13 protein-coding genes are annotated in these 17,822 nt (G+C 61.5%); 4 read left to right on the forward strand and 9 right to left on the reverse strand.

From position 1 onward, the window contains the following. Nucleotides 1-3 precede the first annotated feature (3 nt). A complete protein-coding gene (locus PH603_RS05050; RefSeq protein WP_289504893.1) occupies nt 4-1,983 on the forward strand; it encodes a glycosyltransferase family A protein in 1,980 nt (659 codons plus the stop codon). Between the two features lie 9 nt (nt 1,984-1,992). Here PH603_RS05050 and PH603_RS05055 read toward each other — a convergent pair whose 3' ends face one another. Beyond that, complete coding sequence (locus PH603_RS05055) at nt 1,993-2,772, reverse strand: Stf0 family sulfotransferase (protein WP_289504894.1); 780 nt, start codon at nt 2,770-2,772, stop codon at nt 1,993-1,995. Nucleotides 2,773-2,915: 143 nt separating this feature from the next. Here PH603_RS05055 and PH603_RS05060 point away from each other — a divergent pair, with 143 nt between their 5' ends. Then, on the forward strand, nt 2,916-3,614 hold the full coding sequence (locus tag PH603_RS05060; protein ID WP_289504895.1) for a sulfotransferase: 699 nt from the start codon (nt 2,916-2,918) through the stop codon (nt 3,612-3,614). A gap of 12 nt (nt 3,615-3,626) precedes the next feature. Here PH603_RS05060 and PH603_RS05065 read toward each other — a convergent pair whose 3' ends face one another. From PH603_RS05065 to rfbC, 6 genes are read right to left on the reverse strand one after another with little or no spacing between them, the layout of a single operon-like run. After that, nucleotides 3,627-6,971, reverse strand: coding sequence for a rhamnosyltransferase WsaF family glycosyltransferase (locus PH603_RS05065; RefSeq protein ID WP_289504896.1), 3,345 nt, complete (start codon nt 6,969-6,971; stop codon nt 3,627-3,629). A gap of 10 nt (nt 6,972-6,981) precedes the next feature. Continuing rightward, nucleotides 6,982-9,345, reverse strand: a complete 2,364-nt coding sequence (locus tag PH603_RS05070) for a glycosyltransferase family 2 protein (RefSeq protein ID WP_289504897.1) — start codon at nt 9,343-9,345, stop codon at nt 6,982-6,984. A gap of 16 nt (nt 9,346-9,361) precedes the next feature. Beyond that, complete coding sequence (gene rfbA, locus PH603_RS05075; protein ID WP_289504898.1) at nt 9,362-10,243, reverse strand: glucose-1-phosphate thymidylyltransferase RfbA; 882 nt, start codon at nt 10,241-10,243, stop codon at nt 9,362-9,364. 34 nt (nt 10,244-10,277) lie between these two features. Beyond that, entirely contained in the window at nt 10,278-11,165 is an 888-nt protein-coding gene (gene rfbD, locus PH603_RS05080) for a dTDP-4-dehydrorhamnose reductase (protein ID WP_289504899.1), read from the reverse strand. Nucleotides 11,166-11,169: 4 nt separating this feature from the next. Beyond that, complete coding sequence (gene rfbB, locus PH603_RS05085) at nt 11,170-12,219, reverse strand: dTDP-glucose 4,6-dehydratase (RefSeq protein WP_289504900.1); 1,050 nt, start codon at nt 12,217-12,219, stop codon at nt 11,170-11,172. Between the two features lie 6 nt (nt 12,220-12,225). Then, a complete protein-coding gene (gene rfbC, locus PH603_RS05090) occupies nt 12,226-12,789 on the reverse strand; it encodes a dTDP-4-dehydrorhamnose 3,5-epimerase (RefSeq protein ID WP_289504901.1) in 564 nt (187 codons plus the stop codon). 137 nt (nt 12,790-12,926) lie between these two features. Here rfbC and PH603_RS05095 point away from each other — a divergent pair, with 137 nt between their 5' ends. Together PH603_RS05095 and PH603_RS05100 are read left to right on the forward strand one after the other, a co-directional pair. Next, a complete protein-coding gene (locus PH603_RS05095; protein WP_289504902.1) occupies nt 12,927-14,081 on the forward strand; it encodes a glycosyltransferase in 1,155 nt (384 codons plus the stop codon). Then, entirely contained in the window at nt 14,078-15,529 is a 1,452-nt protein-coding gene (locus tag PH603_RS05100; protein WP_289504903.1) for a mannose-1-phosphate guanylyltransferase/mannose-6-phosphate isomerase, read from the forward strand. Before PH603_RS05095 ends, PH603_RS05100 begins: the two co-directional genes overlap by 4 nt. Before the next feature lie 21 nt (nt 15,530-15,550). On the opposite strand, the gene galU is transcribed toward PH603_RS05100, so the two are convergent. Beyond that, nucleotides 15,551-16,420 carry a UTP--glucose-1-phosphate uridylyltransferase GalU gene (galU, locus tag PH603_RS05105; protein ID WP_289504904.1) on the reverse strand — a complete coding sequence of 290 codons (870 nt, stop codon included), beginning with the start codon at nt 16,418-16,420 and terminating at the stop codon, nt 15,551-15,553. A 3-nt stretch (nt 16,421-16,423) separates the two neighbouring features. Next, on the reverse strand, nt 16,424-17,695 hold the full coding sequence (locus tag PH603_RS05110) for a phosphoglucose isomerase-related protein (RefSeq protein ID WP_289504905.1): 1,272 nt from the start codon (nt 17,693-17,695) through the stop codon (nt 16,424-16,426). Between the last annotated feature and the right edge of the window lie 127 nt (nt 17,696-17,822).

Consider the following 17,822-nt stretch of genomic DNA (forward strand, 5'->3'; position numbering starts at 1 on the left):
CCCATGCAGGAAGCCGCCCTCACCAGATCGGAAAAAACCTTGCCCGTCGGGGTGGTGATCCCTGCCTACGGGCACCCGCAGTTTCTGGCAGAAACGATCGCCAGTGCGTGCGAGCAGACCTGCAGGTTTGATCATTATGTGGTCGTGGTGGATGACGAGTGCCGCTACGAAGATACCCGCCGCGTCACGCAGGAGCTGATGGCACTTTATCCGGGCCGTCTGTTCTATCTGCGCCAGCCCAATACGCGGCTGCCCGGCGCGCGCAACGCCGGTATCCGGTTCCTGATGGATTTGCTGCCCGACCTGGACGCGATCTTCCTGCTGGATGCCGACAACAGGCTCGCGCCCTGGGCTTTGCAGCGCTACCGCGACATTCTAGGGGATGATCCGGCGGTTGGCTGGGCTTATCCGGATATTGCATTCTTCGGCATGAACCGTGTGGATGGCGGCGTCGATATCCGGGAAACAGCGCCGGAATATTCCCGGCTCAAACATCTCGTCAGCAATCTTTGTGAAGCGGGTTCCATGGTGCGGGCCAGCCTGTTCCGTGATGGTGTCTTTTTCGACGAGGCCATGAAATACGGCCTTGAAGACTGGGACTTCTGGCTTTCAGCTGTGGAAGCCGGATACACGGGCGTAAGGGCGCGGGACTGCGGCTTCTTCTATCGCCGCCGGCCTGAAAGCATGATTGCCGACGCGCAGCGCCACAGCTCGGTCTGGCTCGATAAACTTCAATCCAAACATGCGTCGCTCACCACACCCAGGATGCTGGTAAAGCTGGAGCATGAGGAGGCGCCGGCCTTCGCCATATGGCTTGTTGACACTGGCGAAGTGATTCTGACCAGCGACCCGATGGCCAAGGGCCGTACGGTCAGTCTTGAAGCATTTCAGGATGAATGCCGCGCCTGGCTCGAAAAGCCGGACGAGACCTTTGTGCCGACACATCTGATCGCGATGGACGCAGCCGTATGGGAAACGCTGCGGACAACCAGCCGGATGCTCCGCCTGCTTTTCTGGCAGATCAGGGATCATAGCGATGCACCACGCTATTACAGGTTCGGCAATGCGGCGTCCTTCAGCCTGATGCGCGGTGGGGCAGCACCGGAACGCGCGGTTTTTGCCGTATGGGCAATGGATACCTTTAGGCAAGCCGTTGCGGCGGGCGTGATGACCGGCCCATCGGCTGGCGGCATCGTCGCAACACCCGAAGGGCTTGAGGTGGAGCTTCCGACACAGGATGGGCTCCACTTGCATCTGGAGGGGCTTTTCAAGGCGCTTCTGCCGAAGAGGCAGCAATTGCATGCGCGTGGCCGTCGTTTCTCAGGCCCGTTCGCCCAGACTGTCAGGGAAGAACTGCAGCAACTGGCGAGTTTCTCGGCTGGCCATCATCCCTATCCCTGTCTGGTCGAGGACCGGCGGCGCGTGGTGGTGGTGGCGGATATCGGCGATGTCATCACCCGCCGCTATTGGAACGGCTGGGGACGGCTGGTGGAGGCCTTGTCACCGAAGGCGGATCTGGTGCTGGCGGTTGAAGGCTCGGGCACGTTCGATATCCGTCATCTTGGCAAGCTGGATCATTTCAGGCCTTTCACCGAAGTGTTGCCGATGAAATGGAGCGACGAGCCGGATGAATATGCCCTCTATATGGGGGAACGCCTGCCTCACGAGGGTGGCATCGTACGCACACTTGCCGTGCCCTTCCAGCAGGCAGATGCGGTGATCGCCGCCGGTTCCGTCCGCAGCCTTGAGCTCTTTGGCCTTGTCCGGTCGCAAGGCGTGCCGGGTTATGTCTATCTTGATCCCGAACTGGCCGTCGTCGGGGCCGACGGGGACGGCAGCCTTGCGGTTGTTCGCGCGCTTGAGCATGCGATCGCGGGTATCTGGACAGATGATCAGGATGTGCGCGACGCGCTTATCGCGGGCGGCGTACCGGGGGGCAAGATCACCTCAGTCCATCGGGGGCTTCAGCCCCTCAGCGAATGAGGCTGAACGTCACTTGCCCGAAGCGTCGGCAATGATGCGGTTCGTATAGGCTTCGAACCATTCATCGTTCCGCGCGTTCGACAGGCGGACCATCTTGCGTTCAGCAAACTCACCTGCCAGCTCAATCCCGGCAAAGGCCGCCAGCCGCTGCAGATAGCCGGGGAAGTCTTTGCAGTTCTCTTCATAATGCAAGGTCAGGGGCTCGATACCCCAATCGTGGAAGAAGCGCTGCCACAGCAGGTTTTCTTCAACGATGGCGGTGATCTTGGCAGCAAGGGCATGTTCGTTGAACCGCGCCTGCTGGTTATAATCGGCCTTGTAGCCCTTCATCAGGTTGCCGGCGAAATGCTTGTCGTCGGCCTTGGCGGTGGCATGGTTGACGCCGGTCTGTGTCGCCATCTCGCGGGAAATGGCCTGCCGCACCAGATCGTCACGCCGCAGCCATACCCAGACTGCGTCTCCGAACATCGCCTGCACATGCGGGAACGCCTTCCCGTCGGTATGCACGGGGGCGCCCTCAAGCCCGGCGAGGCAGGCGTCGACCTTGCCGATCTGATTTGCCATCAGCTTCACGGCGAAGACACCGTTCTCGCTCGTCGCGCGCTTGATGATGCCGCCAAGGCTTTGCGGCCAGTTGGCGTCGCTTTTTGCCGGGTTCCAGGGCAGGAAATATTCCTCGGGCTGCCCAAGGACGCCAGCATTGCGCATGTCTTCGCAGATCATGGTGGAGCCGCAGCGCTGGGTGGCGCACAGGATGATCTTCTTGGCCGGCAGTTCAGGCAGTTGCATTCTTCGGGCAGTCCTCAGTTCATAACAGGGCGACACCATACAGTTGCCGGCGATGACGGGCAAACCCAAAGCGTGTGAATTGCTGTGGTCATCAGGCGTGGTGGCGTCTATGAAGGGGCAGGACTGATAGCGCCCGGAAACGAATGATGCCTGCAAACCTCACGCCCAACGATCCCCTTTGGCCATCCAAGGGCTTTGTCTTCATCGTTTCGTACGGGCGTACGGGTTCGACCCTGTTGCAGGCGATGCTGCAATCGATCGACGGTTATTTTATCAGGGGCGAAAACTGGAACACCCTGTTTCCGCTGTATCGCAGTTACCAGCTGGCGCGCCATGCGAAGGTCCGGCAGGGCCAGAAGCCGTTGGAGCCAAGCCGCCCATGGTACGGTGCCGACGAGATAGTGCCCGAGGAATACGGGCAGGCGCTGGCGCAGCTTTTTGTGCATCAGATCCTGAAGCCACCGGCGGGGCAGCGGGTTCTGGGGTTCAAGGAAATCCGTTTCACCAACGCCAAGGGCGACGAGTTCGACCATTTTCTTGATTTCATGACCCGTGTGTTCGCGCCGGCCAAGTTCATCTTCAATACGCGTAGTGCGGACGATGTGGCCAAGTCCAAATGGTGGGCCGATCTGCCGGAAGACAAGGTGCGGGCGACCATCGCAGAAGCCGATGGCCAGTTCAGCCGCTACATGGCTGCGCATCCCGACATCTGCTATCACGCCCGCTACGAGGACTTTTCGCAAGGAGCACACGCCTTTGCGCCGATTTTCGAGTTTCTGGGCGAGCCTTTTGACGAGGCAAAGGCAGCGGACGTCCTCGCCCGCCAGTACGCCAGCTGGTAAGCCTGATCTTTCCTAGAACATTTCGCTCGTATCGGCGAGCGTGCCCCGGAGCATCCCTTCAAGCCGCGCGCGTGTGATTTTACGCTGATGCTCCAGTGCTGCTTCCGGCACGTCGTTCGCGGCGGCCCATGCGGTATCCGCCTTGTCGAATCCGGCAATGGCTTGTTCCAGCTGCTCCGGCGACCGCATCAGTTCGTAGCCGAAGAAATGCTTGAAGAAGGCGCTTTCAATGAAATGCCGTTCTTCGGTGTCCGCTTCGTTGAAATCGTGGCTGTGATAGACCACTGCTTGCGGCGCATAGACCTTGGCATAGCCTGCCTTGATAATGGCTTCAGCCCACAGCTGGTCTTCGCCGAACTTGGTGCGTGGATAGGGGATTTTCTCCCAGATCGTACGGCGGAAGCAGCTGTTGTTGTCGCTGTAGAAATGCAGCTTCTGCCGCCACGATGGGTCTTCTGCGGCATAACGGTTGGCATCCGTCGCCTTGTCGAGCGCGAGCGGCAGCCGGTCGAACCCCGTGAAATGCGCTTTCATGTCCCGCTTCGTGAAGGGGGTGGCATCAGGCCACGCCAGATGCTTGCCGAAGACGCCTGCGGCATCCGGATAATGTTCAAGCGCGGTCACCAGATTGAATAGCCAGCGGGTCGAGGCGGGCAGGGCATCATGGGTGAGGTAAGCGATGAATTCGCCGCTTGTCAGCTCGGCGCCAAGGTTGCGCGTATCGCCGTGATTGAAATCCTGCTTGTTGATCTGGTGCAATTTCACGGTCGGATATTTACGCACGATATTCAGCGTGTCGTCCTTCGATCCGCTGTCGATCACCAGAATTTCGAACCGCCACGGCGCCTGTTGTTCAAGCACGGCTTTCAGAACCTTCTCGAAATCCGGGCCGGGGTTGAGCGTCGGGATCACCACCGATGCCTTCATCGGCATCATGGTTGCCGGGGGCTGGACGGCAACACCATTCGTGCGCTCCCAAAGGCCCGCACAGATGGCCTGTTCCACTTCGCGGGCGGCATTTTCCCAAGAGAAATGCTCGACCCAGCGCATTGCCGCCGCAGCCTGCTGCGTACGCGCGGCCGGGTCGTCAATCAGGCGCTCCAGTGCATCGGCGATGCTCGCCGGATGCGGGGCCGCGAACGAGACGGTCTCGACCGGGAAGATCGCCCGCGTGCTTTCCACATCCAGTTCCACAAGCGGCAGGCCGCACGCCATCATCTCCTGCGGCACCAGTGAATAGTTGGTCGCCGAAAAGACGAGGCCGATATCGGATGTCCGGAACAGGTCGGCGAGCGCCTCGGGCGTCGTCACGCCATGATCTCGGAACACGAAAGGCGCTGCGTCAAGCTGCAGGTCGGCACCGAAGAAATCCACCTCGAACGCGATGCCGCGGCGCGCCAGTTCTTCAAGCGCCAGCATCGCGAATTCTACTGCGCGCCGTGCCGTGAAATGCCGGGCATAAACGGCGATGCGGGGCACCTTGTTCTGCGTCCGCGCGGCAGGCGGGTAATAGACGCTGCGGTCGGCGGCCAGCCAGAAATGGCTGGCTTTGCGGCCATAGCGTTCGCCCATCAGGCCAGCGAGCCACGGGCTCGCGCAGATGCAATACAGGTCCTGCCGGTAGGTTTCTTCCGCCGCCAGATAGCGTGCCCCCATCGGGTGGAAGGCCGGTTCGAAATCTTGCACGAAATAGAAACGCTGCTTGAAATGGGTGGCCGACATGACCGGCCATACCGACCAGCAATCGGTGGCAATCAGGGCGTCGCCCCGGGCTTCGGCAAAGCTGCCGTCAATAAAACGCACTTCGCCGGCAAAGTGCTGGAAGTGCTTGACGATTGTCTCGTAGGCCTCGGCTGGGGTTTTGTGCTTGGACGGATTGTTGACCCAAATGGTCACCCGGTGCCCCATCAGCTCCAGCAGATGGGTCATGCGGAAGATCGTCATGTGGCCGCCGCCGCCGATCGCGAAATCGGGCACCACCCAGTGGATATCAAGCGCCATCGGGTTGAAGGCACCTTCAGGCTCGGCAAGTGGCCGTACGGGATAGCGAACCATGTCGCGCATCGGCTCCAGCCCTGGCAGCTGGGCTGACGGGTCCGTTGCTCCGCTTCCCTGCATGTGATCGGCGGCTGTGGGGAATGCGCGTCCTTCGTGGATGCCGATCGTCAGATAGTGCGCGAGCGGCTCGGCAGCGCCGATATCGGGATTCTTCGCGCGGTACAGGCCAGGGTCGAAAATGCGGCTCGGGCGGTAACCCTTGGCGGCACCTTCGCGGATATAGTGCGCCAGCGGGTTTTCGTCGCCGATTTCGCTGGCATGCAGGGCCTTGTACCAGCGGCTGTCGAAATGCGGGTTCGGGCGCCGGCCTTCGTTGCTGCCGTGGAGGAGATATTGAACGAGCGGATCAATCTTCGCCCAGACAGCATCGGGATACCGCTCAAGATACCATTCCGCATCGAAAAGATCGGAAGCGAGCAGCAATTCGTAATCGCGCCTGACTTGATCTGATGCACCCTCGGTGAGGGCCGGACAATAGAGCGCCGCGTTGGCCACAGCACCATTGCGCATGAAGTGGCTGAGGGGGGCAAGGCCGCTTTCCACCGCTTCGGGACGATGGTTCAGGTATAGGGACGGGCTGAACCGGCGGCTCGGCGCATTGCCTTTGGCGGCCCCTTCGCGGATGAAATGGGCAAACGGATTGCGGCCGCCGATTTCCAACCGGTAGGTCTGGAGATACCAGGCGGTGTCGAAATACCGGTTGGGCCAACGCCCGGCAGGCACACCCTTTTCAACATAATGGGCAACCGGATCGACCGTTGTGGCGTCAGCGTTGCGGCGCGTGTACCAGTCACTGTCGAAAAGCCCGGAGGTGCGGATGGCGAGATAGTCTTCAAGCTTCGCGGCACCATAGCTGCCGGAAAAGGCCTGGCCGAGTACGATGGCACCCGCCGTGCTGCCTTTGGCCAGATAGTGGGCGAGCGGGTCCTCATCCTTGCCGATCATGGTTGCATTGAGCGTGCGGTAGCAGCTCGCCGAAAACTCGGCGCACGGGTCTTTGCTGCTGCTGCGCCAGTGCCGGGCATAGTGCCTGAGGGCACGGCCCTTACCGGCCTTGCCGTTTTTCATATAGCGGTCGGCATACCATACCGGATCGAACCACCGGTTCGGTCGGATACCCTGCGCTTCACCCCAGACGACATAATGAAAAACGGGGTCGAGCCCGCAACGCCGCACATCGGCGTTCTCGGCAAGATACCAGTCGCGGTCGAAAAGGCCGGTCGCGATGACCTGACGACGGAGTCGCGCCCGCTTGAAATATCGGCGCAGTTTCTTGAGCGGGCTGTCGGACGGATGCATGGCTGACTGGTTACTCTTTTGGCTGGATTGGCGCTTCGATCGCCTGAAATGCCTTGCCCTGACGAGCAAAAAGCGACGGATACCAGGGGTCGCCGGCAAAGGTGGCGCCCCACTTGGCCCTCATATGGTCGCGTTCTGCTTCCTCGCGGGCGCTTTTGGCGCGGTCCTGCGCGTCATACCCCCGGCTTTTCGACTCAAAATGCGACAAGGTCAAGGCAGGAACGTACAGGGTGGCAAGGCCGGCGGCCCCTGCTTTGAAGCAGATTTCATAATCGCTGTAACCGATACCGAGGTCATCCTCGTCAAATCCACCGATGCGGTCGAACACATCGCGGCGACAGCCGAGGAATGCCCCGAAGACGGCAAGCGTGCGATGCGGGCGGCGGGTGCGGTCCAGATACAGGCCATCATCGCAGGTGTCGCCCATGCCTTCCTGCGCTCCGTCCACCACAGAATGGAAGATCACACCGGCATGCTGGATCGTGCCGTCTTCATAGAGAAGCCGCGCGCCTACGATACCAACCTCAGGGCGGGCGAGATAGCCTCGCAAAGTCTGGTCCCAGCCCTCCGTCAGCGCCAGCGTGTCATTATTCAGGAACAGCAGATAATCAGCATCGGTTGCCTTTGCGGCTGCGTTGTTGAGCGCCGACCAGTTGAAGGGCCGGTCATCGCGGATCAGCTTGATACTGCCTTTGCGGGCAGCTTCAGCGAGCCAGGCGAGGGTGGCCGGGTCGTCGCTGCCATTGTCGACAATGATGATCTCTGTATGGGCGTCGTGGCCAAGCGTGCGGTGCAGGCTTTCAACACAGGGGCGCACGAGATCAAGCCCGTTCCGGGTCGGGATGATGATCGCAAGCTTCGGCAGGGCGGGGTCTGCTTCCCATTCGATTGTCAGGCAGTCGTCGATAGCACCGCCGAAAATGTCACTATGGGGGTGCACTGTGGCCTTGCGGCGCGTGCGGGCGAGGTGTGCGGTCACTGCCGCCGGGTCTGCCTCGGCGCGCGGTGCTGTGCCAAGGTGCCACGTCACACCGGGCGCGGAGGCCAGCGCTTGGGCGCCGCCTTCTTCGAACGCGCGCAGCATCAGGTCTTGCCCGCTCGTCAGCCCCTTCTGCTTCACCAGAAACTCCCGACGCACCAGAAGGGCGCGGCCGCTGTCATTGCGTGAAAGCAGCAGGTCATGGTCGAACGCCGCGAACAGGCGAGGGGCGATATAGCGCCCGTCGGCGGAGATATGGTCGTGATCGGGATAAAGCACCAGCGCATCCGGCTGGCGTTCGATCATGGCGGCGAGGTGGGCAAGCGCGCCGGGCTCCAGTTCATCCTGCGCATGCAGGGGCATCACCCAGTCGGCGGCTATATCGCCGGCCGCGTTCGCAAGGGCCTCCCAGTCGGGCACATCGCCAACCGGCAGGGTGGCGATCCAGCCGGCATCGCCACCAGCGGCCAGCTCCGGGCGGTAAAGGGCCGCATACAGATCATAGTTCGCGAGCGGGAAGCGGCGAAACTGGTCAACGCCCGGCAGCGCCCCGGTGATATGGGTCAGCAGCTCCAAAAAAGCGGCATCCCGGGTGTCTTTCTGCGCCAGTAGCGTCTGTCCGATATCGGCCAGGCGCTGCAGATGGCCAATGGTAGTGATCTCGTCGCGGTGGATTTCCGTAGCCGGCATGATCGGGCGGCCCGTGCGGCGGTCGTGCGCTGTCAGCAGCAGAGTGGGCGCCCCGTCCAGCCGGCGCGGGACACCGACAGTCTTCTCGAAACCGAAACGTCCGTGGCCGCCGTGAATATCCTGCAGGTCACGCCGCATCCTGTCAGGACGCGTGGTGCCGACATAGGCGCCGTTCAGGAAGAAATCGAGTTCGAGCACAAGGTCCGGATCATCGGTCGCCACAGCCCAGCCACGCACGGTCGATCCGCTTACCGTCTCGATCCGGGCGAGGGTCGCGGGCTGACTGTCTCCATGACGGGCGAGCCGGTCCATCATCCGGGCATAGGCCTTGCCGTCACGCGCCGCAACGAAGGCGCGCCTTGCCCTGTCGCCTTCGAAGGAAGCGGCAAGGAGATCGGCCCAGCCGAGATCGGGCGTAGCGTCTTCGGCATCGAAATGCCGCGCCAGTCCCTTCAGCACCATCCTGCGGGCAGTGATGGGCAGCCATTCGTGGGGCAAGGACAGGCCTTCCTCCAGTGCCAGAAGGACAGCATCGCGAAACTCGTTTGTGGCGATCAGGCGTTTGGCGACACCAAAGGGGGTGTCCTCTTCACCGTTGATCCGGGCGAAGTCCTTCTCGCTTGGCTCCCTGCCAAGGCACCAGAGATAGAGATACCGGACATCGTCCGGACCAAGCTTCCGGCGGCCTCTGAACCAGCGTTTCATGGAAGGAACCTGGCCCTCAGAAGCCGGCTGCCGGGCCGAACTTGAGGAGCGACTTCAGATACTCGCCGTAGCTGTTCTTGTAGCTCGCCGCCAGTTTTTCGAGCGTGGCGTCATCGATGAAGCCGGAACGCCACGCTACTTCCTCGGGGCAGGCGATCTTCAGGCCCTGACGGGCTTCGATCGTCTGAACGAAGGTGGCAGCCTGCAGGAGGCTGTCGACGGTGCCGGTATCGAGCCATGCGGTGCCGCGCTGCAGCTTGATCACATGCAGGTCGCCGCGCTTCAGGTAGGCGTCGTTCACGCTCGTGATTTCAAGCTCGCCGCGTGCGGAGGGCTCTACCGTCTTGGCGATATCGACGACATCCTTGTCGTAGAAATAGAGGCCGGTAACAGCAAGGTTGCTCTTCGGCTTGGCGGGCTTTTCCTCGATGGAGATAGCACGGCCCGAGGCATCCATTTCCACCACGCCAAAGGCGGTCGGGTCACCCACCGGGTAGGCGAACACATAGGCGCCTTTTTCCACCTTGCCAGCCTGCTTCAGATACTGGGTGAAGCCGGCGGCATAGAAGATATTGTCGCCAAGGGCGAGCGCGCAGGCATCGCCGTCCACGAACTTTTCGCCAATGAGGAAAGCCTGCGCCAGCCCCTTGGGCTCGGGCTGCACGGCATACTCAAGGCGAATGCCCCACTGGCTGCCGTCGCCCAGAAGGTCGCGGTAGAGGGGGGTATGTTCGGGCGTCGAGATGATCAGGACTTCGCGGATACCGGCCAGCATCAGCGTGGTCAGCGGATAATAGATCATCGGCTTGTCGTAAACCGGCAAGAGCTGCTTGCTGATCGACTTGGTGATCGGATAAAGCCGCGTGCCAAGCCCGCCAGCCAGAATGATGCCCTTCATGCTTCCCTCCGGAAAATTGAATGCCGACGCGAGACTAGCCGACTTCGCCCGTCTCGACTAGGCGTTTGACGCAGGCGTCGGTACTGGCCTCCCATGCGGGCAGGCGGACGCTGAAAACGGTTTCGAGCTTGCCGCAATCGAGCCGGCTGTTGGCCGGGCGTTTGGCGGGTGTCGGATAGTCAGCCGTGGTGATTGCATTCACCGTTGGCGCCTTCTGACCGGCGATGTGTTCGCCCGCTTCGAAGATGCGGGTGGCAAAGCCGTGCCAGCTGATACTGCCTGTGCCTGCCAGATGATAGATGCCGGCCTTGCCCTCGGTGCCCTTTTCAAGGACAGCGACAAGGGCGGCGGCTATATCCGGTGCATAGGTCGGGTTGCCGACCTGATCGGCCACCACGCCAAGCGTGTCGCGGGTGGCGCCAAGCTTCAGCATGGTTTTCAGGAAATTCTTGCCCCAGGGGCTATAGACCCATGCCGTGCGGAAGACGAGGGCATCGGGGTTCACCTGCATCACTGCCTGCTCGCCGGCGAGCTTTGACCGGCCATAGGCACCTGTGGGGCCTGTCGGGTCGGTTTCCACATAAGGTGCATCCTTGGTGCCGTCGAACACATAGTCCGTGGAGATATGCAGGAATGGCAGCCCGCGCGCGTGGGCGATGGCGGCAAGCGCGGCGGCACCATCGGCATTGATGGCGGTTGCCTCGTCCTCATCCGTCTCGGCGGCGTCCACCGCCGTATAGGCGGCGGCATTGATGATGGCGTCGGGACGGAAGGCAGCCACAGCTGCATCCATCGAGGTCGGGGACTTCAGGTCAAAATCCGGGCGGCCGAAGGTTTCAAGCGTCAGGTCCTCACGGCCTTTCGCCAGTTCTTCAAGCGCCAGCGCGACCTGACCCGATTTTCCCGCCACAAGGATGCGCATGCGATTACTTGCCTTTCAGAAGGCCGCGGCGTTCCTGCGCCACCTCGCGCAGCGGGCCCCACCACCATTCGTTATCGAGATACCACTGGATGGTCTTCCTGATGCCGGTCTCGAAATTGTCGCCGGCGCGCCAGCCGAGCTCGTCTTCAAGCTTGGTGGCATCGATGGCATAGCGGGCATCGTGGCCCGGCCGGTCGGTCACGAAGGTGATCTGCTCGGCATAGGGTTTGTTCTTGGGGCGGATTTCATCGAGGACAGTGCAGATGGTTTTCACCACATGCAGGTTGGTACGCTCGTTACGGCCGCCCACATTGTATTTCTGGCCCAGCCGGCCTTTCGCCATGATGGTGTAAAGCGCACGGGCATGGTCTTCCACAAACAGCCAGTCGCGGACGTTGGAACCGTCGCCGTAAATCGGCAGCGGGGCGCCATCAAGGGCATTCAGGATGACAAGCGGAATGAGCTTTTCCGGGAAGTGATACGGCCCGTAATTGTTCGAGCAGTTCGAGATCACGACCGGCAGGCCGTAAGTCTCGTGCCAGGCATTCGCCAGATGGTCAGCCGATGCCTTCGATGCCGAATAGGGGCTTGAAGGATCGTAGGGTGTCGTTTCGGTGAAAAGACCGTCTGCACCGAGCGAGCCATATACCTCATCCGTCGAGACATGCAGGAAGCGGAAGGCGGCTTTGTCGGCTTCGTTGAGACCCATCCAATAGGCCCGTGCGGCTTCCAGCAGCTGGTAGGTGCCGACGATGTTGGTCTGGATGAAATCACCGGCTGCGGTGATCGAGCGGTCCACATGGCTTTCGGCAGCCAGATGCATCACGGCGTCCGGCTGATGCTTGGCGAAAATTTCGTCAAGCGCCGCACGATCGCAGATGTCGGCTTTTTCGAACGTGTAAAGCGGGCTGTCCTCGATCTCTTTCAGGCTCGCCAGATTGCCGGCATAGGTCAGCTTGTCTAGATTGACGACCTGATGGCCGAGGTCCTTGACAAGATAGCGGCAAACCGCCGAACCGATGAAGCCGGCACCGCCGGTGACGATGATTTTCATGTGGGGTCAGCCTTTATAGACAAAGGGATTGTCGAGGTCTTTCAGCCGCGGCAGCTTCCTGTCCTTGTCAGAAAGGATCGCTTTTGCGGGGTCGATCGGCCACTCGATGCCAAGGTCCGGGTCATCGAAGGCGATACCGCCGTCGCAGCCTGGCGCGTAGAAATCGGTAACCTTATAGAGAAACTCGGTATCGGGCTCGAGGGTGCAGAAGGCGTGGGCAAAGCCGCCCGGCACCCAAAGCTGGCGCCAGTTGTCCGCCGACAGCTCCACCGATACATGCTGGCCGTATGTGGGCGACCCCTTGCGGATATCGACCGCTACATCCAGCACCCGGCCACGAGAAACGCGGACAAGCTTGCCTTGTGTGTGCGGCGGCGTCTGGAAATGCAGCCCGCGCACAACGCCCACATCGCGCGACAGCGAATGATTGTCCTGCACAAAGGTCACGCCCGGTACATGCTCGTTGAACACGCGGGTCGAGAAAGTCTCGGAAAAGAAGCCGCGATCATCACCAAAGCGTTTCGGGGTAAAGAGAAGGACGCCGGGCAGGGCCAGTTCTTCGACGGTCATTGAGCCTCCAAGAGCGTTTGGTGACAAGGGGTTCGGGACTTTATAGGGGATGCCGCGGGGGAAGGAAAGGGGGCAAGGGCCTTGCGCCGCGCGCGGCGACAACTTATGAGATAGGGACCTCGACAGGGCAGGCATGGATGCTCAAACGCAAACTCAGGAAAAAGCCGGTGGCCAAGGCCTCCGCGCCGGTGGCAACACCCGGCGCGACGGTGCTGGGCGTTTATCCGTATGCCCGCCGAAACCCTTTCCAGCGGATGCTTTATGCTGATCCGGGCTGCCATGATGTTGATATCATCATGCTCGCCCGCCCCGATGAACTGGAAGCCATCGCTGCGGGTCGTCCTGCCATCGCCCATTATCACTGGGTCCATAGCCTGTTCGACGGTATGAAATCACCCCGTGCGGTGGCGAAGGCCGCGAAACAGTTTATCGCGCACCTTGATGCGCAAAAGGCGGTCGGCACCGGTATCGTCTGGACACTTCATAATGTAATGTCGCACCGCAGCCGCTGGCCCGAAGAAGAGTTGATGGTGCGCGAAGCGCTCGCTGCGAAGGCCGATATCATCCATGTGATGAACCCGGATAGTGCGGCGATGACCGGGCCCCTCTACCGGCTGGACCCCGAGCGTGTACAGCATGTGCCCCACCCGAGCTATTTCGGTGTCTATCCGGCCTATCAGGCGCGCCCGGTGGCGCGGCGGTCGCTGGGGCTGAAGGACGGCGAAATTGCGCTCTTGTTCTTCGGTATGATCGAGCCCTACAAGGGGTTGCGCACTTTCCTTGCCTCCCTCGATACACTGCAGGACCGGCTTGGCGGGCGTGTGCGGGCGCTCATTGCCGGGCGACCGTCCGACAAGGACTTTCTGGCCGAGGTTGAAGAAACAGTACGGAAGCGGAATGATATACGCCTTCATGCTGAAGCCGTTGATGATCAATCCGTTCAGACATGGTTCAGGGCGGCGGACATAGTGATGTGCCCCTATCCGCGCGGCCTCAATTCCGGGGTGGCGCAAACGGCCATCAGTTTCGGTCGCCCGGTGGTGGCGTCCGCCGGATTGCAGCCGACCTTGCCGGACATTCCGGGTGCGGTATCGGTGTTTGATCCCTCGGCGCCTGATACATTCGTGACGGCGACGTTGGCGGCGGTGAAGGCGGCAGCGCGGCCCGAACTGGAAGCCGAGCTGCTCGAATGGGCGGCGCGACTCGCACCAGAATCTGTTTCAAGGCGATTCTTCGCCATGCTAGAAACGGCAGGACTGCTGCCGTCGGACGACCGGGAGAATAAAGCGTGACCAGACTGTCGGACCATGTGGGGAAGATCCAGCCGGTGATCCTGTCGGGCGGGTCGGGTTCGCGCCTGTGGCCGCTGTCGCGCACGCACTATCCCAAGCAGTTCCTGCCGCTCTATGGCGACAAGAGCCTTTTCCTGCAAACGCTGGAGCGGGTGTCGCATTCCTACGGTTTCCGCGATCCGATGGTGATCGCGAACGAGCATCACCGTTTCATCGTCAACGAGCAGGCCGCCAAGGCCGATGTGGCGCTTGGGCCGTTCCTGCTGGAACCCGTTGGCCGCAATACGGCGCCTGCCATTGCGCTCGCGGCCCTCAGGATTGCCGAAAGCGATCCCGAGGCGCTTCTGCTGGTGCTGCCTTCCGATCATGTGATTGCCGACGTACCGGCCTTCCACAAGGCGGTTGCCAAGGCTGCTGCCGTCGCCGCGGAGGGTCGCCTTGTCTGTTTCGGGATGACGCCGACGCGGGCCGAAACCGGCTACGGCTATATCGCGGCAGGCAAGCCGGTCGCCGGTCATGAAGGGGCCTTCGCGATTGACGCCTTCAAGGAGAAACCCGATGCGAAGACGGCTGAAGGCTATCTGAAATCGGGCGGCTACAGCTGGAACAGCGGCATGTTCATGTTCCCGGCGGGCCTCATCCTTGATGAATTCCGTGCCCACGCGCCGGCTATTCTTGATGGAGCCGTCAAGGCGCTTGCGAGTGTGCGGCATGATCTAAATTTCGAACGACTTGGCGAATCCGAGTTTGGCGCGATTCCCGCCGATTCCATCGACTATGCCATCATGGAAAAAACGGCGCGGGCGGCTGTGGTGCCCGCCAGTTTCGGCTGGTCGGACGTGGGCAGTTTCGGCGCGCTTTGGGATATCGCCGAGAAGGATGCCGGCGGCAATGTGACGCACGGCGATGTGATTGCCGAGGCCTGCCGTAACAGCTATTTTCACACCGATGGCCGCATGGTTGCCGCCCTCGGGCTTGAAGACCTGATCGTTGTCTCCACCGAAGATACCGTCCTTGTCGCCCACAAGGGGCAGGACCAGGATGTGAAGAAACTGGTGGAACGCTGCAAGGCCGAAGGCCGCAGTCTTGTCGACCTGCACACCACCGTCTATCGCCCGTGGGGCAGCTACCGTTCGATTGCAGTCGGCCCGCAGTTTCAGGTGAAGGAACTGGTCGTGAAGCCCGGCAAGAAACTGAGCCTGCAGATGCACCATCACCGCGCCGAGCATTGGGTGGTGGTCGAGGGGACGGCGACGGTCACCCGCGACGAGGATATCCTCACCCTGCATGAAGACCAGTCGATCTATCTGCCGCTCGGGTGTCGCCACCGGCTTGAAAACCCGGGCAAAATCGATCTCAGGCTGATCGAGGTCCAGTCGGGCAGTTATCTCGGTGAAGATGATATCGTCCGCTTCGAGGACGATTTCGGCCGCCTGAAGGACAAATAGGCGGCCGAAACAGGCTTTCAGTTATTTCAGCGTGACGAGCGGGGCAAGCCGGGCGGCGAGCTTCGGGTCGTCCATGGCCATCGAAAGGTTGGCCATCAGCCAGCCGACCATACTGCCGCAGTCAAACCGGGTGCCCGAGAAGCGCACGGCGTGGAAGGGCTGCTTGCCGATCAGCTTGGCCATCGCGTCGGTCAGCTGGATTTCGCCGCCGGCACCGATTTCCTTCGACGACAGCAGGCCCATGATCTCCGGCTGCAGGATGTAGCGGCCAACCACGGCTTGCGTTGAAGGGGCGGCTTCCGGCAGTGGCTTTTCCACAAGGCCGGTCACTTCGATGCAGCGGTCGCTTTTCTGGTCGCCGGGGGTGATGACGCCGTATTTGGAGGTGTCCTCGCGCGGCACTTCCATGGTCGCCACAAGGTTGCCGCCGAGCGTTTCGTACGCCTCGACCATTTCCTTCAGGGCGCCGTCCTTGCCCTTGATCAGGTCATCGGGCAGGGCAACGGCGAAGGGTTCATTATTCACCAGTTCCCGCGCGCACCATACGGCATGACCAAGGCCGCGCGGCCGCATCTGCCGGACATAGGCGATGCGGCCTTCTTCCAGAAGCATGCTGCGGGCAACTTCAAACGCTTCATCCTTGCCGCGCTCGCGCAGGATATCCTCAAGCTCGTAGGCATGGTCGAAATGGTCTTCCATCACCTGCTTGTTGCGGCCGGTGACCAGAATGACGTCCTCGATCCCCGCCTGCCGTGCTTCCTCGATCGCATACTGGATCAGCGGCCGGTCAAGAACCGGCAGCATTTCCTTCGGGATGGCCTTGGTGGCCGGCAGGAAGCGGGTGCCGAGGCCGGCAACGGGAAGCACAATTTTGCGGACGGGACGGGGCATATGTCACTCCAGTTCAGCGAGATACTTGCGGGTCAGGATCTTGCTTTCCTCCACAGCTGGCTGGTCGAAGGCATCCACACCCATCAGGTGTGCCATGACCACGGTTTCCAGCATGAAGGACATGAACAAGGCCCCGATATTCTCTTCGTCCAGCGCGTTGATCGTCAGCTGGCGGATGATGCGGCCACGGGCGCGCAGGGCATCCTGCGTGGCGCGCGCCTGACAGGTGACCGTATCGCCGATGGTGCGGCCGGCCATGTAATCAAGGCCGTTATCCTTGGCGGCTTTGGGGTCCAGCCGCGGGCCTTTGCCGTAGCTCGGCACCACAATGAAGGTCGAGAATTTGTCGTCCGGGCCATCCAGAAACAGCTGCAACTGGCTGTGCTGGTCCACGGGGCCGACAGCGCGAATGGGCGTCGTGCCCTTGCCGTCCTTGCCAAGGCTTTCAGCCCAGAGCTGGCCGTGCCAGCGGGTGAAGGCGCGCAAGGCATCGGCATAGGCCATCAGCAACACCTGCGTCACGCCGCGATGCTCGGCAAGCGTATGGGTGAGCGCAGCGCCGATGACGGCGGCGGTCGTTTCCGGCACGCTGCCGACAGCCTTGTAAATCTCGTGCGCGCCGTGACGGAAGCCTTTCACCGAAAGGCCCGCGGCGGCAACAGGCACCATGCCCACGGTGGTCAGCACGCTGAAGCGGCCGCCCACATCCAAGGGATGCTCCACAATGTGCGAGCCCAGTGCTTCGCCGTAAGCACGCAGCGCACTCGGCTTCGGCTCGGTGATGAAGCTGAAATGATCCTTCAGCGGGCGTTTCGTCTGCGGCTCCAGCCAGGCACGGAAGGCCAGAAGCTGGGCGAGCGTTTCCGCCGTGGTGCCGGATTTCGAGATCGACAGGACATGCGTCTCGTTCGGGTCGAGCGTCGCGAACAGGCGGTCCATCTCGAACGGGCAAAGGCTGTCGGGGGTATGGACCGTCACACCGGTCGAGGGACGGTAGCGTGCAATGGCAAGCGCTGCCTGCGCGCCAAGGCTCGATCCGCCGGTGCCCAGCACCACAAGCTCCTTGAAGCCGCGCTGGATTTCATGCGCGAGCGCCTCGATGGCGGCATGATCCTGATCTTCGCCGGTGCGGCGGGCAAACGGGGGCAGGGCATCCATGGCCAGCGCCCGGGCATAAGCCGAGGCCTTTTCGAGATTCTTGTCGAACGCGTGCTTCAGCCCCACGTCATCAAGAAGGTCATCAAGCGGGCGGCTGCCGAAATCCATCGTGAACATTATTGGTCTCACTTCCCTTGAGTCTGTAAATGACAACGTTGCCATTCAAGCTCTTCTGCGGCTTTTGTGCAAGCTGTCTTTTACTCGGGACACCATGATCGAACGAACATGTTGCAGCACCATAAAG

It is taken from the genome of Gimibacter soli (assembly GCF_028463845.1).
GTDB lineage: Bacteria > Pseudomonadota > Alphaproteobacteria > Sphingomonadales > Kordiimonadaceae > Gimibacter > Gimibacter soli.